Annotated in this window: 15 protein-coding genes; 10 read left to right on the plus strand and 5 right to left on the minus strand. The window is 43.8% G+C overall.

The window, feature by feature from the left end; all coding sequences use genetic code 11:
• Positions 1 to 136 precede the first annotated feature (136 nt).
• Positions 137 to 1576: a glutamate decarboxylase gene (locus DW205_RS19290; protein WP_005857385.1), complete on the plus strand. Its 1440-nt coding sequence runs from the start codon at positions 137 to 139 to the stop codon at positions 1574 to 1576.
• Positions 1577 to 1651: 75 nt separating this feature from the next.
• Entirely contained in the window at positions 1652 to 2617 is a 966-nt protein-coding gene (glsA, locus tag DW205_RS19295; RefSeq protein WP_005857387.1) for a glutaminase A, read from the plus strand.
• Between the two features lie 110 nt (positions 2618 to 2727).
• Here the strand turns inward: glsA and DW205_RS19300 are convergent, their stop codons facing one another.
• Together DW205_RS19300 and DW205_RS19305 are read right to left on the minus strand one after the other, a co-directional pair.
• Entirely contained in the window at positions 2728 to 3711 is a 984-nt protein-coding gene (locus tag DW205_RS19300; RefSeq protein ID WP_005857389.1) for a lytic transglycosylase domain-containing protein, read from the minus strand.
• Positions 3686 to 5029 (minus strand): gliding motility-associated C-terminal domain-containing protein, encoded by a 1344-nt coding sequence (locus DW205_RS19305; protein ID WP_005857391.1) that lies wholly within the window; start codon positions 5027 to 5029, stop codon positions 3686 to 3688. Before DW205_RS19305 ends, DW205_RS19300 begins: the two co-directional genes overlap by 26 nt.
• 104 nt (positions 5030 to 5133) lie before the next feature.
• Here DW205_RS19305 and DW205_RS19310 point away from each other — a divergent pair, with 104 nt between their 5' ends.
• From DW205_RS19310 to udk, 3 genes are all read left to right on the plus strand, one after another.
• On the plus strand, positions 5134 to 6942 hold the full coding sequence (locus tag DW205_RS19310; protein ID WP_005862770.1) for a LysM peptidoglycan-binding domain-containing protein: 1809 nt from the start codon (positions 5134 to 5136) through the stop codon (positions 6940 to 6942).
• 8 nt (positions 6943 to 6950) lie between these two features.
• The gene (locus tag DW205_RS19315) at positions 6951 to 7625 is read left to right on the plus strand and encodes a porin family protein (protein ID WP_005857395.1); all 675 of its coding nucleotides are present in this window, start codon (positions 6951 to 6953) and stop codon (positions 7623 to 7625) included.
• A gap of 604 nt (positions 7626 to 8229) precedes the next feature.
• Positions 8230 to 8859, plus strand: a complete 630-nt coding sequence (udk, locus tag DW205_RS19320; RefSeq protein ID WP_005862771.1) for a uridine kinase — start codon at positions 8230 to 8232, stop codon at positions 8857 to 8859.
• On the opposite strand, the gene DW205_RS19325 is transcribed toward udk, so the two are convergent.
• Complete coding sequence (locus DW205_RS19325; RefSeq protein ID WP_005862772.1) at positions 8816 to 10162, minus strand: cobyrinate a,c-diamide synthase; 1347 nt, start codon at positions 10160 to 10162, stop codon at positions 8816 to 8818. The two genes, udk and DW205_RS19325, sit on opposite strands and share 44 nt — an antisense overlap.
• A 320-nt stretch (positions 10163 to 10482) precedes the next feature.
• Between DW205_RS19325 and DW205_RS19330 the strand changes: the two genes are divergently transcribed.
• Positions 10483 to 11709, plus strand: a complete 1227-nt coding sequence (locus DW205_RS19330; RefSeq protein WP_227793745.1) for a phosphatase PAP2 family protein — start codon at positions 10483 to 10485, stop codon at positions 11707 to 11709.
• A gap of 9 nt (positions 11710 to 11718) precedes the next feature.
• Here the strand turns inward: DW205_RS19330 and panB are convergent, their stop codons facing one another.
• Both panB and DW205_RS19340 read right to left on the minus strand, forming a co-directional pair.
• Positions 11719 to 12540: a 3-methyl-2-oxobutanoate hydroxymethyltransferase gene (gene panB / locus DW205_RS19335; protein ID WP_005862774.1), complete on the minus strand. Its 822-nt coding sequence runs from the start codon at positions 12538 to 12540 to the stop codon at positions 11719 to 11721.
• Between the two features lie 43 nt (positions 12541 to 12583).
• Positions 12584 to 13030, minus strand: a complete 447-nt coding sequence (locus DW205_RS19340; protein WP_005857403.1) for a cold-shock protein — start codon at positions 13028 to 13030, stop codon at positions 12584 to 12586.
• A 245-nt stretch (positions 13031 to 13275) separates the two neighbouring features.
• Between DW205_RS19340 and DW205_RS19345 the strand changes: the two genes are divergently transcribed.
• The 4 genes from DW205_RS19345 to DW205_RS19360 all read left to right on the plus strand — a co-directional run bounded on the left by DW205_RS19345 (position 13276) and on the right by DW205_RS19360 (position 17572).
• A complete protein-coding gene (locus DW205_RS19345; protein WP_005857406.1) occupies positions 13276 to 13854 on the plus strand; it encodes a 3'-5' exonuclease in 579 nt (192 codons plus the stop codon).
• Positions 13855 to 13931: 77 nt separating this feature from the next.
• Positions 13932 to 14921 carry an N-acetylmuramoyl-L-alanine amidase gene (locus tag DW205_RS19350; protein WP_005862775.1) on the plus strand — a complete coding sequence of 330 codons (990 nt, stop codon included), beginning with the start codon at positions 13932 to 13934 and terminating at the stop codon, positions 14919 to 14921.
• Between the two features lie 180 nt (positions 14922 to 15101).
• Positions 15102 to 15788, plus strand: coding sequence for a response regulator transcription factor (locus DW205_RS19355; RefSeq protein ID WP_005862778.1), 687 nt, complete (start codon positions 15102 to 15104; stop codon positions 15786 to 15788).
• 14 nt (positions 15789 to 15802) lie between these two features.
• Complete coding sequence (locus tag DW205_RS19360) at positions 15803 to 17572, plus strand: ATP-binding protein (protein WP_005862780.1); 1770 nt, start codon at positions 15803 to 15805, stop codon at positions 17570 to 17572.
• Positions 17573 to 17597: the final 25 nt, after the last annotated feature.

The following is a 17597-nucleotide window of genomic DNA, read 5'->3' on the forward strand; positions in this document are numbered from 1 at the left end:
CTTGTATCGCTAATAAACCCCAAATAATGTAAATCCAAAAAACATTCCAATCCATAATCTGTTTTGGCATAAACGCTCAGTGGAAGCAGTATTCCATTGACTCAAATCATTTTATTAACAAAAAAACTAAAGAAAAATGAAAGACTCAAATTTCAGAAATGGCGATGCCAAAACAGCGATTTTTGGCTCAGAAGTGATGTTGACACCCTCTCCAGTAGATAAGATTCCTGATGGCCCTACAACCCCGGAGATCGCTTATCAAATGGTTAAAGACGAGACTTTCGCACAAACACAGCCTCGCTTGAACCTAGCTACATTCGTTACTACGTATATGGACGAGTACGCGACAAAATTGATGAACGAGGCTATCAACATCAACTATATTGACGAAACAGAGTATCCGAGAATCGCTGTTATGAACGCCAAATGTATTAATATCATGGCGAGTCTTTGGAATTCTCCCGAGCAAGAAAAATGGAAAACCGGAGCCTTGGCTATCGGTTCTTCAGAGGCTTGTATGCTAGGTGGTGTAGCCGCTTGGTTACGTTGGCGCAAAAAGAGACAAGCACAAGGTAAACCAACTGACAAGCCTAATTTCGTGATCTCTACTGGCTTCCAAGTCGTATGGGAGAAATTCGCCCAGCTATGGCAAATCGAAATGCGTGAAGTTCCCTTGACTTTAGACAAGACGACACTTGATCCGGAAGAAGCGCTTAAGATGTGTGACGAGAACACGATTTGTATCGTTCCTATCCAAGGTGTAACATGGACAGGACTGAACGATGACGTAGAAGCCTTGGACAAAGCGCTCGACGCATACAATGCCAAGACCGGTTATGATATACCTATCCACGTAGATGCCGCCAGCGGTGGTTTTATCCTTCCGTTCTTAAGCCCGGAGACAAAATGGGACTTCCGTTTGAAATGGGTTCTTTCTATCAGCACATCCGGACATAAATTCGGATTGGTTTACCCGGGATTGGGTTGGGTTGTTTGGAAAGACAAGAAATATTTGCCGGAAGAAATGGCATTCAGCGTAAACTATCTTGGAGCGAATATCACTCAGGTTGGTTTGAACTTCTCTCGTCCTGCCGCACAAATCCTCGGACAATACTATCAGTTTATCCGTCTCGGATTCGAGGGCTACAAACAAATCCAATATAACAGTATGGAAATCACGAAATACATCCACCAAGAAATCGGTAAGATGGCCCCATTCGTTAATTACAGCAACGAGGTTGTGAATCCATTGTTTATTTGGTACATGAAACCGGATTACGCTAAGAACGCCAAATGGACACTTTACGATTTGCAAGATAAATTGCAACAAAGCGGTTGGATGGTTCCAGCGTATACACTACCGAAGAAGCTGGATAACTACGTGGTTATGCGTGTCGTAGTTCGTCAAGGTTTCAGCCGTGATATGGCCGATATGTTATTAGGTGATATCAAGAACGCTGTAGAGGCATTGGAGAAACTTGAATATCCGACTCCTACTCGCATCGCTCAAGACAAAAACGTTCCGGTTAAGGGTAAGGTATTTACTCACACCGCAATGAGCAACGCTAAGAAATAAAAACAAAATTCATCAAGGCGTGCATGAAAGGACTATCAGTGTTTTCATACACGCCTTCTTTAATCCAATTCATATATGGACAAAAAAATAACGATCGCCCAAATAAAGGAAGTAGCTCAACAGGCTTACGATCTTTACAAGACAAATACGGATGGTAAGAATGCCGATTACATTCCTTATCTGGCGAATATCAATAAAAATCTATTCGGAATCAGTATTTGCCTTTTAAACGGACAAACCATCGAGGTGGGGGATTCCGAATATCGTTTCGGTATCGAATCCGTATCGAAAGTACACACCGCTATCTTGGTACTGCGCCAATACGGAGCGAAAGAATTATTGGAGAAAATTGGTGCCGACGCTACCGGATTGCCATTTAACTCCATCATCGCTATCCTATTGGAAAACGACCATCCTTCTACCCCATTGGTAAATGCCGGCGCTATCACGGCTTGTAGTATGGTGAAGCCTGTCGGTGATTCCAAACAGAAGTGGGATGCTATCGTAGCCAATATCACGGATTTATGCGGAAGCGCACCGCAGTTGATCGACGAACTCTACAAATCCGAGTCCGCAACGAACTTCAATAACCGCTCCATCGCTTGGTTGCTAAAGAATTACAATCGCATTTATGACGATCCGGATATGTCTTTGGATCTGTATACCCGCCAATGTTCTTTGGGTATCACGGCTAAGCAACTATCTGTCGCTGCCGCTACGGTCGCAAATTTAGGTCTTAATCCTGTGACAAAGAAACAAGTATTCGATGCAGAGTTATCTCCGAAGATCACTTCCATGATCTCTACCGTAGGTTTTTATGAACACACCGGTGATTGGTTGTACACTTCCGGTATTCCCGCAAAAACTGGTGTAGGCGGTGGTGTCATGGGTGTACTTCCCGGACAATTCGGTATTTCCGCATTCGCTCCTCCTATTGACCAAGCTGGTAACTCTGTAAAGGCACAGCTTGCTATTAAGTATGTAATGAATAAACTCGGATTGAACGTGTTCAACGGTCACCGTGTGACGATCGTTGACTAATAGACAGAATCAGTTTAAACGAGAAGTAGTATAGAAAAAGTGTTTCATTACGATGGGCTGTTATACCATCTAAATGAAACACTTTATTTTTTGTATCAATAAAAATCGGATCAATTCTCCGACACGACCCAAGCCGAATCGTATACTTCCGTATTCGGGGTCTTATAATACATATCCTTTTCTTGAGGAATGCTTAATTTATAGGTCTTCCCACCTGTCACCAACTTCCGATCACGGAGCCAAGGATTAAAACGTTTCAAGTCCGCATAAGTGATCCCATGCTCTTTAGCGAAGGCCGACAGATTCTGTATATCTTGGCTTACAGCCACGTCTACGGTAGGGATCGGCTTATACAGGTCACGGGCACGAAGCACAAAACCGTATTTCGACGGATTCTCGAAAATTTGCTTGATCGCCATGATTCGATAAATATAACGGGTAGTCTCCTCCACCAGCCAGAGATCAAAGGAGGAATCCGCATCTTGTTTGACCAGCTCACCGGATATACGTCCCATGCCGCCATTATAAGAAGCGGCTACCGCCGCCCAATCTCCATATTTCTTATAGGCGGCTTTCAAATAGCGGCAAGCGGCCCCAGTAGCTTTCTCCACATGGCAACGCTCGTCGACCGTCGGGGTGATTGTCAAACCATACTCCCTTGCCGTGCCCTCCAGTAATTGCCACATCCCGACAGCACGAGCCGGAGAGGATACACGGGGGTCCAAATGGCTTTCTATCACCGCTAGATATTTGAAATCATCGGGAATGCCGTTCGCCTTCAAGATCGGCTCGATCACCGGGAAATAACGGTTCGCCCGCTTGATCAGAAGCATCGTCGTAGAATGGAAATAAGTAAAGCTACTCAATTCACGGTCATAGGCTTCCCGCATATCATAGCGGGTAATATCGATTAGTTTCCCACAAAAAGGAACCGAGGACGGAACATCCGGAGACAGGGTCATGGACGAGACAACCGGACGGCTCTCTATCACTTTTTCCACGTCATTCGAACTCATCGAGATACATGCGGTCAAGCAAACGACGCCTCCACATAAAAAACTAGCTAAATTATTCTTGGATATTCTCATTTTCATCTTGAATTGTTTTAGGTCTAAGAATGTTTATATCGCCTTTTTCCTTGTACTTAATGCCATCGGAACCTTCGGCTTCTATCACATAAAAATACACACCCGGCTGAACGTATTTACCGCCCTTCTTTCCATCCCATCCTTGGGCCGGATCTGTCCAGTAATACATCTGTAGGCCCCAGCGATTAAATATCCATGCCTTAAATTTCACCAACGACTTATAGGCAACCCGGAACTCATCATTAATTCCGGGCGTGGTACCCGGGGAGAATGCGTTCGGTATCATCAGATAAGACTCCGAGATATCAATCTGAACCTCATCTTCCGTGCTGCAAGTAGTGCTTTGGTCGCTTACTTCCAACTTGATGATAAAAGTCCCGGATTGGTTGAACGTATAATCCACCTCCTCACCCGTAAAACGAACAACCGGATTATCTTCTTCCCCTTGCCGATAGATTTTCCAATTAAACAGGGCGGCTGTCGGCGTATTCGCGATAGCCGAAAATTGAACAGTGGCGGGAGCGCAATAACCGCTCTTCGTCGTATTCATATTCGGGGCCTCTTGCTCAATCAGCAACGTGTCTATATGAGCATCTACCGCAGCGGCCTGATATTCATCGATACAAAGCGTAACCTCCTTTCCAAAATGACGAGCGAAATAATCGCCTTTCACACAGATCTCCGTATCACACCAAGGAGCGGGAATGGATTTACCGAACAAATTGCCCTCGATGACCGCCGTCTCTTGTTTAGAGGTATATTCTTTTTTATCCGAATTATATTCCAATGTATTATAAATAACATCAAATTGGCGAGACAGTTCACGTCTTGTTCCCGTATTCGGCCAATAATAATAAATAGGTTGGATCGTACCTGTCCCAGCCAAGACCAATCCGCTACATGGATCGCTATTATCGGAGACATGCAGGTTGGATATGTTTAAGGTGTATTTGCTGTAATCAACGATCCAGACGTAACGAGATACGGCTCCTTCCTCGACAAAATAGCCATATCCCTCCTCTACATTCCGAATGGTGGAAGTAGTTCCATTTTGGGTGGAGGCCACCTTCTCGGCCTCCAATCGCTTGGTTTTATAACGATACCATTGATGCGAAGAAGAAGATGATGAGGTATAACTAATCGTCACGTTATCCATTCCATACACCAAGTAGACCTCAAGTCGCTCGGCGGAATCGCCGGAACTCTGCGTGGCTTTCATCGGGCTACCACTTCCTCCCGTCACCACATACTGGGCACACGAGACAGCCGCTACAAACACAAAACTTAGCGATAACAGTATCTTTCTTAATTCCTTCTTTAGCATATATAGTCTAAAAATTACGGTTCCAAAATTAGGGAAATAAAAGGACATACGTAGCATGATAAGCAAAATTCACTATCTTTGTCACAAAATACTCCGAACAGCAAATGAACAAGATTAGTATATACGCATTGACGTTCTTTTTAAGTTTATCGAGCGTAACCGTTTATTCCCAAAAGAATAATAAGCAAGTTATTTTTACTAACGAACAAGGGAGCGATATATTTTATCATACCATCGAACGCGGACAAACCGTATACGCCATAGCGACCATGTATGGCGTAAGCGTAGAGGATATTTATCGGTTGAATCCGGAAAGTAAAGAAGGGATCAAGGCCGGTTCTACGTTAAGAATCCCGCAGAAGGACTCCGCTATCGCACCTTCCGGCAAAGCAGATAACTATACATACCATACGATCCAGCCGAAAGAGACCTTGTACTCTTTATCCATTAAATATTCAGTGCCCGCTACGGATATTATCGCCGCCAATCCGGGTCTCTCCACATCGACCTTTACGATTGGTAAGAATATCCGGATCCCGCCGACACGACTGGAAACCTTGCCTACTACGGAAAAAAAGACCGTACAGAAGGAAATGGAATATACCATACAGAAAAAAGAGACCATGTACCGTATCTGCCGGAAGTTCGATATTTCCAGCGTGGAGCTTTTAAGACTCAACCCCGAGCTGAAAAACGGAGTGAAAGCGGGCATGGTTATCAAGATACCGGTAGCCAGTGAAGAAGTGATCACCCAAAACATAAGACAGCCGGAAGAGCGTGAGGTGAACGCCCTCCTCTCTACTCCTAAAGATATAAAGAAGGTGAACCGTATCCAAGTCGCCTTATTGTTGCCGTTCATGACGAACGAGACAACGCAATCATCTGCGACCTCCCGTTTCGTGGAATATTACGAGGGATTGCTATTGGCGGTCGACAGCTTGCGAAATATGGGAACCTCTATCGAGCTATCGGTATATGATACTGGAAACGGTACGAAGAAAGTCAAGGAGATATTGAAAGAAGATGCGTTATCAAACGCTAATTTGATCATTGGCGCCGTACAGAACGACCAAATCGGATTGATCGCTGATTTTGCCCAAAAGCATAATATCAAATACGTGATCCCTTTCACCTCCAAGAATGATGATGTCTTGTCAAACGCAAATGTTTATCAAGTAAACACACCTCATTCCTATTTATACTCCAAGGCGGCACAAGCCGGATGCGATTTATTCTCGGATTACAATATCATACTTGTCAATATAAAGGATAAAGAAGAAAAGCCGGAATTTATCAAAGCCTTCAAGACGGAGATGCAGCAACGCGATATCCCGTTCAAGGAAGTAACTTATAAAGGGGATACTTTCGCCACGGATATAGAGGCAGCCATGGTAAGGGACAAGCGGAATGTGGTATTGCCAACCTCCGCCTCCTTAGATGCGGTGAATAAGATCAAGGCACCGCTCCGTATGCTTTCCGAGTTGAAAGAGGAGGAGAAAGAGCCTTATATGGTCAACCTATTCGGTTATCCGGAATGGCAGACCTATACAAGAGAGTGTCTGGAGGACTTCTACGCATTGAACACCTATATCTATAGTAATTTCTATGCGGACAACTTATCTCCGGAAGTCCATAGCTTTTATTCCGATTATAAAAACTGGTATAGCAAGAATTTAATCAACACATTCCCGAAATATGGAATCCTAGGCTTTGACACGGGTATGTATTTCCTAGGCGCCATCAATAAATATGGCTCGAACTTCGAGAATAATTTAGACAAGATCCATTATAAGAGCATCCAGACCGGATTCGATTTCCATAGAGTGAATAATTGGGGCGGTTTTATCAATACGAACTTGTTTATTGTACATTACAAGAATGATTATACGGTAACCCGCAGTGAGGTAAGATAATTGATATGATGACGAAAAAGATATTTGTAGCGATATTTCTGTGCATGGCAAGCTTATCGATTTGCCATGCGCAGAAAAGTACTTTTAAGCAAGAGCTTGCGGTTGGAGCGTCCTTCGGATTAAATTTCTCTAGCGTAAGTTTTGCCCCAAAAGTCCCTACGAAGATGAAACTTGGGTTTAACGGGGGAGCGACGATACGTTGGAATACGGAACCCAATTTAGGCATACAGGCGGAATTGAACTTTACCCAACATGGATGGGAAGAGAAGTTTGAGGAGAAACCTCAATATAAATATAGCCGTACGGTAAACTATATGGAGCTTCCGTTCTTGACGCACATCCATTTCGGAAGCAAGCGAGTGCGTGTATTCGTCAATCTAGGGCCTAAAATCGGTTATGCGCTGAGCGAAAGCACGGAGTCGAACCTTAATGGCGAGAACCCGAACGCGAACCGTCCGGACGAACAACATACATTGGAAGTCCAAAAGAAGTTCGATTGGGGGCTTTGCGGCGGACCGGGAATCGAGCTCCGCACCGGAATAGGCTCTTTCCTGTTGGAAGGTCGTTATTACTATGCGCTGGGCGATATGTTCAATAGCCGTAAAGGAGACACATTCTCTAAATCTTCCAGCCAAATAATATCCGCGAAACTAACCTATCTGATTCCCATCTTTAGTAAATAAGGGGGATGGACTCGTGATATCGTAACAATCAATTGAAGATCTGTGCCGCAAGTAACCTCACACAAGGGATAAGAACGGTGGAAAGTATAGCCAAGCTCCGGACGATCTAATCTTTTAACACCTGTGAAGAGATCTTTTCACGCTCGTGATACGATCGTTTCACCCTTGTGAAAAGATCATTTCACATCCGTGAAAAGATCTTTGGATACAGGCGTACAAGCTACTTCCGATAATACCTTTATCCAACAGGAAGGTTCTACAGTAATAAATCATGAATACAATGGGGAACGCATCTAACGATCATTATTGTTGAGGTGACCTACGATAAAAGAAAAGGCCATCCGTCACGGACAGCCAATCTCATTGTTAACCTTAAATCTAATACCATGAAAAACACAGTGCAAATATAGAGACTTTATGTTATGCAGCATAATTTTCCAACAAGAAAAGCCTGATCATTAACTTTATTTAAGACAAACATGCTATACAACATAGAATTCAGCTCTTTTTATCTCGTTTTTTCTATTAATAGCGAAATACTACCACTATAAATATTTCTTACCTTTGCATTTATAAACATAAATATGGATTAATATAAGAAATCATGCTAATTATAGGTATAGCGGGCGGGACTGGTTCCGGGAAAACTACAGTGGTAAAAAAGATCATAGAAAGTTTACCTCCCGGTGAGGTCGTATTACTCCCTCAAGATTCTTATTACAAAGATAACAGCCATGTGCCGGTAGAGAAACGTCAATATATTAATTTCGACCATCCCGACGCATTTGATTGGCCGCTCCTCTCAGAGCAAGTCACCTTGCTGAAAGAGGGGAAATGCATCGAGCAGCCGACTTATTCTTATCTTACCTGCTGCCGATTGCCCGAGACCATTCATATCGAGCCTCGTGATGTTGTCATCATCGAAGGGATCCTCGCTTTATGCGACCCTCAATTACGAGACTTGATGGACTTGAAAGTATTTGTCGATACAGATTCGGACGAACGTCTTATCCGTGTGATCCAACGGGATATGATCGAGAGAGGACGCACGGCGGAAGCGGTAATGGAACGCTATACCCGGGTACTAAAGCCTATGCACCTGCAATTTATAGAGCCTAGCAAACGATATGCCGACCTAATTATACCCGAAGGAGGAAGCAACCAGATCGCCATCAATATATTGAAAATGTTTATCGAGAACAATCTGGGGCTTCCCCATACAGATAATCAATAAACCAATCGTTCCGACAGGGATCTCCCCAATATAAATGCGTGTACCCCGCCAATACGTTCTTGTAGCGATATAGCGGGGTATCCGTTTGACCTCCTTTCGCCGTAAAGGCTTTCGCTACCGAAGGCAGCGGACTTTCCATAGGCACGATCCGGGAATAATGGAACTCATGCCCTCGTAAGACATCATTCTTATAGCATAAAGTCCGATACCCTAAACGTAACTTCATGTTCTCCATCGTGGCGGATTGCGGTAATACACCGGCCATTGGATAGGCATTCCCATCCGTACCGATAATCTCTTTACAGAGATACATCATCCCCCCACATTCCGCCAGCAACTTGCCCCCCACTTCCACAAAGGAATGAATCGATTCACGCATCCCGGAATTCATGCTCAACTCCGATAAATATAACTCGGGATATCCACCCGGCAAATAGACAAAATCGGCCTCCGGTAAACAATCATCCCTCAATGGACTGAAATAGGTAATCTTGCCTAGAGTAGATAAGAAATGTATATTTTCCTCATATGAGAAATTAAAAGCGGGATCACGGGCGATGGCTATATTTAAGTTTGCCTTTGAAACAGTCCTCATGACTTCCTTAACCTGAGGAACTGGCTGTCGCTCTGGCAAAGCCGTGATTGCCAACAGGCGGTCTATATCCACATGCTCCTCCACCAAGCAAGCAACCCGGTCCGCAAACTCCTCAAAGCAAAAATCCTCATCCAACGACAACCCCAAATGCCGGCTCGGGATCTCTACATCCGCACACTTCGGTAGATAGCCTAACGCTTCCACACCCGCATCCTCACACGCTTGTCTCAAGAAAGAATAATGACTCTCCGACGCCACGAAATTAAATACCGCCCCCACGACATTCAGATCTTTCCGAAAATTCCGGAAGCCATAAAGCAAGGGAGCCACCGAATAAGCCGTACTTTTAGCGTTCACCACCAATACGATCGGTATCCGCAATAAACCGGAGATCTCCGCACTACTCCCTCGCATGGCATCGTAGCCATCGAACAGCCCCATCACCCCTTCGGTCACGGCTACATCCGCATTCGAGGTATACCGGGCATATAAATCCTTGATATGCCCTTCCGACATCATGAAACCATCCAAATTCACGGAAGCGCAACCAGCCGCCATTTTATGATGACGAGTATCTATATAATCCGGCCCACACTTAAAAGGCTGCACCCGTAAAGAACGATTTCTCAAGGCACGAAGCAATCCTAAGGTAAAAGTAGTCTTCCCGCTTCCCGACGAAGCGGCACCTATTAGCAAATGAGATCTCATGTATTCTGTTTCTAATATATCTGGGAAACAAAGATATGAAACCAACTCGTAAATGTAACATAGAAATAACATAAATTCTTGTTATACTATAAATCGATCCTATTATATTCGCTGCATGAAACAAAAAGAATAAGTAGTTAGTGAAAACAAGATTAACCATATTATATAGTATTTGTTGCATATCAATGTTTCAGGGCACGACTTTTTCCCAAACAAGCACTTTTACCCACCGGAACGACAGTTCCAGTCTAGCGCCTTTATCTACTTGGGGAAGAATCCAAAGACAAACCGACAAGATAATTACCAGCAATGTTTTCCAAATGACCTATATCGGGGTACCGTTGATCGTTAGCGGTTTGATTATCAAAAATGAGGACGATCATTTTCAGAGTTTGCGCAATACATATATTCCAAATTTCCGATACCATTACGACGATTACCTGCAATATCTACCTGCCGTAGCGATGCTTGGCTTAAAAATAGGCGGTGTACAAGGAAGAAGCTCTTGGTCCCGAATGCTCGTATCCGAAGCCATCACCGCCAGTATCATGGGAGCAACCATCAATACGGTGAAACATACGGCAAATGTCACCCGTCCGGATGGTTCGAACAATCATTCTTTCCCTTCCGGGCACACGGCCATGGCATTTATGGCCGCCACCATGTTGCATAAAGAATACGGGACGACCCGTAGCCCTTGGTATAGTATAGGAGGCTATACGGTAGCGACCGCCACGGCCGTATCCCGTATGCTCAATAACAAGCACTGGCTATCGGATGTAATGGTTGGTGCCGGAATCGGGATCTTATCGACCGAGGTCGGATATTTTCTAACGGATCTGATCTTCAAGGACAAAGGTATCACCCATAGCTATCTGGGATTCGAGACATTCAAATACCAGCGAAATCCCTCTTTTTTCGGAATCTATATGGGGTTTAGCTTGATGCCGACAAAGTTTAATCTGGCTCCGGATGTGCGATTAAAAGCATCGCCGGGAAGTACGGCCGGATTTGAAGGCGCTTGGTTCATGAATCGTTATATAGGCTTCGGCGGACGCATCTCGGCGACAAGCATGCCTTTATCCCTTACGAAACCCTTGGCGAATCCGACAGTTCCCGGTACGACCTATCAAGTGAACGCCCTAAAATCCGATCCTCTCGACATGATCGGCGGATACATCGGCTCCTACCTATCGTATCCGGTGACCAATCGATTTCTCTTGGGCACGAAACTGCTAATCGGATGTAATTACAGCCCAGCCTCCCGAATATCAGCATTGGGCGTGGAGGAAGGCAAACCGGAAACGATTGAGAAAGAGATCGTAAACACGAATAAAGCGTTTAATATAGGATATAGCACAAACGCCTCTTTCTCATACATATTGCATCCTAATCTAAATGTGCGGGTATTTCTCGATTATACTTTTATCCCCTCACGATTCGTATCATACATAGCCAACCCCCAAAAAGAAACCGATCGCTTCGAGCATCATAAGACCTTACAGACCTTGACGCTCGGAGCATCGGTAAATATCATGCTTTGGTAGATTTAAAAATCAATATTGCTCCTTCTCGTTCGGGAAGTCTTGAGATTTCACGTCCTCGATGTACGCTTGTACGGCACGGGTAATCTCCTCCCCTAAATTAGCGTAGCGACGTAAGAAACGAGGAGAAAAGCCTTGATTGATACCGAGCATATCATGCATAACCAACACTTGACCATCTACGCCTCCACCGGCGCCAATGCCGATAACCGGGATCGTAAGCTCCGAAGCGACACGAGCCGCCAACTCCGCCGGGATCTTTTCCAACACCAAGGCGAAACAACCTATCTCCTCTAGCAAATGGGCATCCTCAATCAGTTTCTTAGCCTCGGCCTCTTCACGGGCACGTACCGTATACGTACCGAATTTATTGATCGATTGCGGCGTCAATCCTAAATGTCCCATAATTGGAATACCGGCACACAAGATACGTTCGATAGATTCCCGAACCTCAGCCCCGCCTTCCAACTTGATACAATCGGCATGCGTCTCTTTCATCACCCGGATAGCGGAGGCCAAGGCTTCTTTAGAGTTTCCTTGGTACGTACCGAAAGGCAGGTCTACCACCACCAGCGCACGATTCACCGCTTTCATGACCGATTTACCATGGTAAATCATCTGGTCGAGCGTAATCGGCAAAGTGGTCACGTTTCCAGCCATTACGTTAGAAGCGGAGTCTCCCACCAAGATCACATCCATTCCTGCTTGATCGATCAATTTCGCCATCGAATAATCATAGGCGGTAAGCATGGATATTTTCTCGCCACGCTGCTTCATCTCTATCAGGCGATGTGTGGTCACCTTTCTATTATCATCTACTTTTGCGACAGACATATTATATTTTTATTAATTGTTTCGGCCGCAAAGGTAAGTATTATTATTTATTTTCAAGACAAACATTCACGGCACTTAAGCCTCTGTCGCCACGTTCAAGGTCGAACGTCACGATATCGTTCACGGAGATATCATCCACAACATTGTTCACGTGAAAGAAATACTTTTCCGTCCCCGACAAGTCACGGATAAACCCGAACCCTTTTGCCTCATTAAAATAGTCTACCCTGCCCCTTAAGATAACGGGAGCCACATCCTCTTTCTTAGGAGTCGAGATCAAGATATCTTCCTGATTTATCTCTTCTTTTTGACGAAGTTCGGGAGGGACAGAGGTGATCATCCCATTTTCATCCACATAAGCGATCATGTCCTCAAAGCTAGTCGCCTTGCCGGACGATTTTCTTTCCTCTTTCCTATTCTGTTTCTCTACTCGGCGGGCTTGTTTCTTTTTCTCGTTTTCACGTTTACCAAATGATGCGTATTTTGCCATACAGTCGATTTTAATTTATACTAGGGCCTCACGTTCCGTGAAGCGTTGTTTATACTAACTTAGCGTGAGAATTGATGATTAAAGGAGAGATCCGCTTAATAATAATATAAAAAGAAGAACTATGTCGATAATGATTCTAGACTCAAACTTTCGCAAAGATAATAAAATAAACGGAGAAAACCTTATAGATCCTCTCATTTAAGAATAAAAAAACTTACTTTTGCATCCTATACCAAAAAGCATTTATGAAACTACTTTTTTTTGATTTAGAGACTACCGGCATAAAATACTGGAGAAATGGCGTCCACCAAATAAGTGGGGAGATCGTAATTGATGGGGTTACGAAGGAATCTTTTAATTTCAATGTCTGCCCGCATCCCCAATGTGAGATAGAGGAAGAAGCGCTTCGTATTTGTAACGTGTCCAAGGAACAGATACAAGCTTATCCTCCCATGCGAGAGGTGTACGTTAAATTTGTGAACATGCTGTCCAAATACGTGGACAAATTTGATAAAAAAGACAAGTTCTTCCTCGTTGGATACAACAACGCCTCTTTCGATAATCACTTCTTGAAAGCCTTCTTCGTACAGAACGGAGATAATTATTTCTACTCATGGTTCTGGGTGAACTCGATCGACGTAATGGTATTGTCTACCCAGCATTTGATGCGCAAACGGCATGAGATGACAGATTTCAAGCAGGAAACGGTGGCAAGGGCTTTAGGCATACAAATAGATTCCGCGAAATTGCACGACGCATCCTATGATATTCAATTAACCAAAGAAATTTATAATAGGATATCCTCCCTCTCATTTATGGGTTGATTGATTCTTTTTATAAATTATCGTTTTTGACTATAGGTTGATTTAATTATCTTTACGGCGTAGAATCAATTTTTAAGATGTCTGTGAAACATAGTATCCGTATTTTCTTCTTTATTATCGCTCTCGTATATACAGGTTCCTTGACTGCCCAAGAAAAGGCGTATCCGAAAAACGGAGAGGGCATCACTCTTTTTCTCAAACGCTTCAACCGTACCGGCGGGACGTATCAGAAAGAGTTTATCGGGCTTAATAAAGGGAAGTTGGGTAAAAATAACACTCTGCGCATGGGCGTAAAATATACCTTGCCTCCGCTCGCCTCCGCCCCTCAGAAGAAGAATTATCAGCCCCTATTCGGCAAGTCGCTAGCCAGTTACAAAGTAACCTCTTCCGATTTAAAGGGAGCTTGCTTTTATCTGGTCAGCGGTCATGGCGGTCCGGACCCCGGGGCGATCGGTAAAATGGGCTCCCATGAATTGCATGAGGATGAATACGCTTACGACATCATGCTACGTCTGGCACGCAATCTTTTAACGCGAGGCGCAAAGGTACATATTATCATCCAAGACGCAAAGGACGGAATACGTGACCAGCAATTCCTCAATAACAGCAAACGGGAAACTTGTATGGGTAGTCCGATCCCCCTCAGCCAAGTAAGCCGTCTGGATCAGCGTTGCGCCAAGATAAACAGCTTGAGCCGGAAAGATAAAGAAACTTATAAGAGAGCGATATTCATCCATGTGGACAGCCGGAGCCGGCATCAAAGGACCGATGTCTTTTTCTATCATAAGCCCAAGGATCAAGCGAGCAAGCGCTTGGCTAAAACGATGAAATCCACTTTCTCGCGCAAATACAACCGCCACCAGCCGGGCCGGGGATTCTCGGGCACGGTAGACGATCGTAACTTATATGTATTACGTCACACGACCCCGACCTCCGTATTCGTCGAATTGGGCAACATACAAAACCAATACGACCAACAACGGATCATCCTCAGCAACAATCGGCAAGCCTTGGCCAACTGGCTTTGCGAGGGTTTTGTCACGGATTATAATTATTATAGGAAGTAGCATCCCTAATGATCTATTATACTAACACATATCCTGCGGCAGAAATGTTATATGAGCGATCTTAACAGCAATGTAACATATATTTCATTTCTCCGAAATAAGAATATCCGTTCTTTGCCAAAAATAATTATATTTGTATATGGAGAGCCGTAAGGCACTCTTTTAAAAACAGAACAGCTTATGGCAACAACTCGTATTCTTGTAGTGGATGATGAAGAGGATTTGTGTGAGATCCTTAAATTCAACTTAGAAATAGAAGGTTATGAAGTAGATACCGCCTATAGTGCGGAAGAGGCATTGAAAAAGGATCTGACCGTTTACAATTTATTATTGTTGGATGTCATGATGGGAGAAATCTCCGGTTTCAAGATGGCACGTATCCTGCGACAAGATGAGAAGACGGCCAATACCCCTATCATCTTCCTCACGGCCAAAGATACGGAGAACGATATGCTCACAGGGTTCAATCTCGGGGCGGACGACTATATCTCCAAGCCTTTCTCCATCCGCCAAGTGATAGCGCGTGTTAAGGCCGTACTAAGAAGAACTTCCGAGAAATCAAAAGATAAAGAGATTGAGAAACTCGAGTATGAGACATTAGCTCTTGATACGAAACGCATCAAGGCTACGGTAGACGGGGTGGAAGTTCCATTGACCAAAAAAGAGTTTGAGATACTAAAACTTCTATTGGAAAATAAAGGGAACGTCTTCTCCAGAGAGGAAATACTGTCTCGCATCTGGAAAGACGAGGTATATGTTCTAGACCGTACCATCGATGTCAACATCACCCGGTTACGTAAGAAAATAGGTCCTTATGGAAAGAACATCGTAACTCGCTTAGGTTTCGGTTATTGTTTTGAATGCTAATATTGTCGTGAATCATGGTAAAGATAGATGGTGAGAAAAGGCACCGGATACCGTTTAGCCAACGGCTTTTCTGGTCGGTCTTTTTTATGTTCTTGGGCTTTACGGTCTGTTTCCTGCTATTCCAATATCAGCGGGAAAGGGAGTTCGCACAAGAAAAGTTGAACAATGTGTTGAGTAACTATAATTACCAATTATTCCGCAAATGCCAACAAAGTACGGACATCAACAAGACCGTAATAAGTTTCATGGACGACATCCCTCAAAAGGATTTGCGGGTAACCATTATAGATCCATCCGGCGACGTATTGTTTGATAATAGCGGGACGGACGAGTTTAATAACCATAACGACCGGAGCGAGGTACGCAAAGCCCGATTATATAATGAAGGATTCGCTATCCGTTCCTCGGAATCTACGGGAAAAAGGTATTTCTATTCGGCATCAAATATAGGAGGTTATATTTACCGCTCAGCCCTGCCCTATGATCCATATGTAAGAGGGATATTGACGGTAAACAAGGACTTCATTTATTTCATGGCATTGATGACCTTGATTTTCTTCTTTGTCCTTTCCCGTTTTACTTTCAGCATAGGTAAAACGATATCCAAACTAAGGGATTTCGCCTTAAACGTAGAGAAAGATCGAATGCCTGCGGTCGATTATGTTTTCCCGAATGATGAGCTAGGTGATATCTCACAGAATATCGTAACCTTATACCATCGGCAACAGAAAGCGAAAAACGAGTTATCCATGGAACGGGAAAAGCTTATCAAACATTTCCAATATTCCAAGGAAGGCTTCGCTATGTTTACAAGTGAAGGGCGGGAGATTCTTTCTAACATCCTATTCATTCAATTCATAAATGTCATATCCGACACCCAGATCCACCAAGTGGAAGACGTTACTGATATAGCCGAATTAGAACCAATCCGTACCTTCTTGAATAAGAATATCCGGAATCTGAATCGGAAAAAGAAAGTATTAAGAGAGTCCGTGACTATTGACAAGAACGGTAAAATATTCTTGATCGAATGTATTTTATTCCTCGATAATAGTTATGAGATCTCTATTAATGATATATCCCGTCAAGAAGAAGAAAGCCGGATGAAACGACAGCTTACGCAGAACGTCTCTCACGAGCTAAAAACACCGGTCAGCAGCATTCAAGGGTATTTGGAAACAATCCTATCCAACCCAGATTTGAGTCCGGACAAACGTCAATTTTTCTTGGAACGTTGTTATTCCCAAAGTACCCGCCTTACAGGATTATTACGAGATATTTCCGTATTAAACAGACTTGACGAGGCATCCGAGATGTTCGACCTCACGGAAGTAAATATCACGAAGCTTATCGCCGAGATACAAAAAGAATGCTCCCAAGATATGGAAGAAAAACACATCACGTCGGAAATTATCCTCCCGGGAGATCCGACCGTGTTCGGGAATAACTCCCTACTCTATTCCATATTCCGGAATCTATATGACAATGCGATCGCTTATGCGGGAGAAAACATAAGGATTACCGTCAACTGCTATAAAGAAGATCCTAAATATTATTACTTTAGCTTCTCCGATAATGGAGTGGGTATCCCGGAAGAACATATCAATCGCATATTCGAGCGCTTCTACCGGGTAGACAAGGGACGCAGTCGTAAGATCGGAGGAACCGGATTAGGATTATCCATCGTTAAAAACGGGGTTAATTTTCATAAAGGACAAATATCGGCGAAGAGCAGTCCGGGAAAAGGGGTTACTTTTTTCTTCACTTTGAAAAAGAAACTATAAGGCAGACCTCTAAAATTCCATAACA

Source organism: Parabacteroides sp. AM17-47, assembly GCF_003434625.1.
Taxonomy (GTDB): Bacteria; Bacteroidota; Bacteroidia; order Bacteroidales; family Tannerellaceae; genus Parabacteroides; species Parabacteroides distasonis.